Source organism: Variovorax sp. F042, assembly GCF_057814215.1.
Genome location: NZ_JBVASX010000100.1, coordinates 1 through 281 on the forward strand (window position 1 = coordinate 1; position 281 = coordinate 281).

At 69.4% G+C, this 281-nt stretch carries 1 pseudogene; it reads right to left on the reverse strand.

Annotation, left to right across the window (positions count from 1 at the left end):
- Positions 1 to 281: pseudogene (locus ACZYSP_RS35585) on the reverse strand (hypothetical protein); the annotation flags it as partial.

Consider the following 281-nt stretch of genomic DNA (forward strand, 5'->3'; position numbering starts at 1 on the left):
AGGGAATGACGAGGCAGGCCAGTTCGCCCTCGCTGCCCGCGCCATCGCCGTCGAAGCCCGCCCAGCCGTGACTGAGCCAGCTCATCGCGGGGCTGCCGGGATGGACCAGGTAGGAACGGCCCATCTGCAGCTCGGCCACTTCGGGCAGGCCTTGTGTCTGGTCGTCGAGGCCCCATCGCGTGTGGTAGGCGCGGTCGATCGCCGCTGCGGGCCAGGCCGTGAGGCTCGGCTTGGCATTGTTGTTGTCGTCGGCGCCGCAGGCCGCGGCCATGAAATCCATC